Here is a 2,649-nt window from a genome sequence, read left to right as displayed (position 1 = left end):
GGCGACAACATCACCATGGAGGTGACGCTGATTGCGCCGATCGCCATGGAAGAGAAGCTGCGCTTCGCCATCCGCGAAGGCGGCCGTACCGTCGGCGCCGGCGTCGTCGCCGCCGTGATGGACTAATACCCGATCCAGGTGGCGGGTTTCCGCCACCTGTTGACCGCCGGAGGAGTGTAGCTCAATCGGCTAGAGCACCGGTCTCCAAAACCGGGGGTTGGGGGTTCGAGTCCCTCCACTCCTGCCAGCGGTCGACAAAGCGGGCGTTTTGCGTTAGAGAAGCGCCCCATAGATGGTTTGAACAGGTGGCGCGAGGCTTGGAAAGCAGCCTCGCGCCCCTTCAATTTGGGCTCAAGCGTGCCCTCAGAGGACGTTCGCAGCCGCTCTCAAGGTGATGTGGACGTAAGGAAATGGCGAAGACGAACCCGTTCGATTTCATACAGCAGGTCCGCTCGGAAGCTGCGAAGGTGACCTGGCCGACGCGCAAGGAGACCATGATCACGACCGCCATGGTGTTCGTGATGGTGGTGGTTGCCAGCGTATTCTTCCTGGTCGTCGATCAGGCGATCGGCTGGGGCGTTCGCTCAGTGATCCTTGGGCTTGGCGGTTAAGGGGTGGATGCAATGACGAAGCGTTGGTACATCGTCCACGCCTATTCGAATTTCGAGAACAAGGTCGCTCAGTCGATCAAGGATCAGGCGGCGCAGCGCGGCCTGGAAGACAAGTTCGACGAAGTGATGGTCCCGACCGAGAAGGTCGTCGAGGTGCGTCGCGGCCGTAAGGTCGACACCGAGCGCAAGTTTTTCCCGGGCTATGTCCTGGTGAAGTGCGACCTGACCGACGAGGTCTATCACCTCATCAAGAATACGCCCAAGGTGACGGGCTTCCTGGGGGCCGACAAGTCCAAGCCGGTTCCGATCCCGGATCGGGAAGCCGAGCGGATCAAGGGCCAGGTGGCCGAGGGTGTCGATCATCCGAAGCCGTCCGTCAGCTTCGAGGTCGGCGAGCAGGTCCGCGTTTCCGACGGTCCGTTCGCCTCGTTCAACGGTGTCGTCGAGGAAGTCGACGACGCCCGGGCCCGCCTCAAGGTGGCGGTTTCCATCTTCGGCCGCGCGACGCCGGTCGAACTCGAATACGGTCAGGTCGAAAAAATCTGACCGGAAGGGAAGTGACACCTTTCCGGTAGCACTTTCCAGGTCCCTTGATAGGGGCCTTCATCCGCGGGAGGTCTGCCCGGTCGCCAGCCGGGGTCCTCAGACTGCACCGCGATCTGCAACTGCCATTCCGCTCGGTTGGCGCCGGGCGGTTGGTCCATTGGGAGCAGTCCTATGGCGAAGAAAATCTCGGGCTACGTTAAGCTTCAAGTGCCCGCAGGCGCAGCCAACCCGTCGCCGCCGATCGGTCCGGCGCTCGGTCAGCGCGGCCTGAACATCATGGAATTCTGCAAAGCCTTCAATGCGAAGACCTCGCAGATGGAGAAGGGCACCCCCATCCCGGTGATCATCACCGCGTATCAGGATCGTTCCTTCACCTTCGAGATGAAGCAGCCTCCGGTCTCGTACTGGCTCAAGAAGGCCGCGAAGATCGACAAGGGGTCGCAGACCCCCGGCAAGGGCGGCAATGTCGGCCGCGTGACCCGCGACCAGATCCGCGAGATCGCCGAGAAGAAGATGGTCGATCTCAACTGCGACACCGTTGAATCCGCCATGGCCATGATCGAGGGCTCCGCGCGCTCGATGGGCATGGAAGTGGCGTAAGGAGGGCATGATGGCTGTTAAGGAAGGTAAGCGCATCCGCGCCGCCCGCGAGGGCATCGAAGTCACCAAGCTCTACCCGATTCAGGACGCGGTGAAGCTGATCAAGGAACGCGCCAAGGCGAAGTTCGACGAGACCATCGAGGTCTCGATGAACCTCGGCGTCGATCCCCGCCACGCCGACCAGATGGTCCGCGGCGTCTGCAACCTGCCGAACGGCTCCGGCCGTACGGTCCGCGTCGCCGTGTTCGCTCGCGGCGCCAAGGCCGACGAGGCCAAGGCTGCCGGTGCCGACATCGTCGGCGCCGAGGAGCTGTTCGAGGTCGTCAACGGCGGCACGATCGAGTTCGATCGCTGCATCGCCACCCCGGACATGATGCCGCTCGTCGGCCGTCTCGGTAAGGTTCTCGGCCCGCGCGGCCTGATGCCGAACCCGAAGGTCGGAACGGTCACCATGGACGTGAAGGGTGCCGTGGAAGGCGCCAAAGGCGGCGCCGTCGAGTTCCGTGTCGAGAAGGCCGGTATCGTCCACGCCGGCATCGGCAAGGCTTCCTTCGACGAGGGCAAGCTGGTGGAGAACATCAAGGCTTTCGCCGACGCCGTCTCTAGGGCGAAGCCCAGCGGCGCCAAGGGCACCTACATCCAGCGCGTCGCCGTTTCCTCGACGATGGGCCCGGGTGTGAAGGTCGATCCCGCCTCGGTGATCGGCGGCTGATCAAGCCCATTGCCAGAAAATCGGAAAAGCCCGGCCCTCGTGCCGGGCTTTTTCGTGTGCCGAGCATGTTCGACAGCTTGGAGGTGCAAGTCCTCTACCCAGCCTGATGGCGGCGAAGGGTTAGCAAAGCGCAAGGGCGCCACCGCGAGGTGGGGTCTGAAGGAAGCGTGGAGCAAAACC

At 63.0% G+C, this 2,649-nt stretch carries 5 protein-coding genes and 1 tRNA gene; all 6 read left to right on the top strand.

Annotated elements, in window-relative coordinates; genetic code table 11:
• A partial coding sequence (locus tag FS320_RS41475; protein ID WP_476738985.1) for an EF-Tu C-terminal domain-related protein occupies positions 1-126 on the top strand: 126 nt, incomplete at its 5' end.
• Positions 127-170: 44 nt separating this feature from the next.
• Positions 171-247, top strand: a tRNA-Trp gene (locus tag FS320_RS41470).
• Between the two features lie 163 nt (positions 248-410).
• On the top strand, positions 411-611 hold the full coding sequence (gene secE, locus FS320_RS41465; protein WP_047192276.1) for a preprotein translocase subunit SecE: 201 nt from the start codon (positions 411-413) through the stop codon (positions 609-611).
• Between the two features lie 12 nt (positions 612-623).
• A complete protein-coding gene (gene nusG, locus FS320_RS41460) occupies positions 624-1,157 on the top strand; it encodes a transcription termination/antitermination protein NusG (RefSeq protein ID WP_009764284.1) in 534 nt (177 codons plus the stop codon).
• A 171-nt stretch (positions 1,158-1,328) separates the two neighbouring features.
• A complete protein-coding gene (rplK, locus tag FS320_RS41455) occupies positions 1,329-1,757 on the top strand; it encodes a 50S ribosomal protein L11 (protein WP_152718393.1) in 429 nt (142 codons plus the stop codon).
• Positions 1,758-1,767: 10 nt separating this feature from the next.
• Complete coding sequence (gene rplA / locus FS320_RS41450; protein WP_152718394.1) at positions 1,768-2,469, top strand: 50S ribosomal protein L1; 702 nt, start codon at positions 1,768-1,770, stop codon at positions 2,467-2,469.
• Positions 2,470-2,649 lie beyond the last annotated feature (180 nt).

This window comes from Microvirga tunisiensis, from assembly GCF_009296175.1.
GTDB lineage: Bacteria > Pseudomonadota > Alphaproteobacteria > Rhizobiales > Beijerinckiaceae > Microvirga > Microvirga tunisiensis.
This window is presented reverse-complemented; position numbering and strand designations above follow the sequence as displayed.

Excerpts from the sequence above, each read along its gene's own strand:
- nusG (WP_009764284.1), top strand. The coding sequence starts at position 624 with ATGACGAAGCGTTGGTACATCGTCCACGCCTATTCGAATTTCGAGAAC.
- rplA (WP_152718394.1), top strand. The coding sequence starts at position 1,768 with ATGGCTGTTAAGGAAGGTAAGCGCATCCGCGCCGCCCGCGAGGGCATC.
- secE (WP_047192276.1), top strand. The coding sequence starts at position 411 with ATGGCGAAGACGAACCCGTTCGATTTCATACAGCAGGTCCGCTCGGAA.
- rplK (WP_152718393.1), top strand. The coding sequence starts at position 1,329 with ATGGCGAAGAAAATCTCGGGCTACGTTAAGCTTCAAGTGCCCGCAGGC.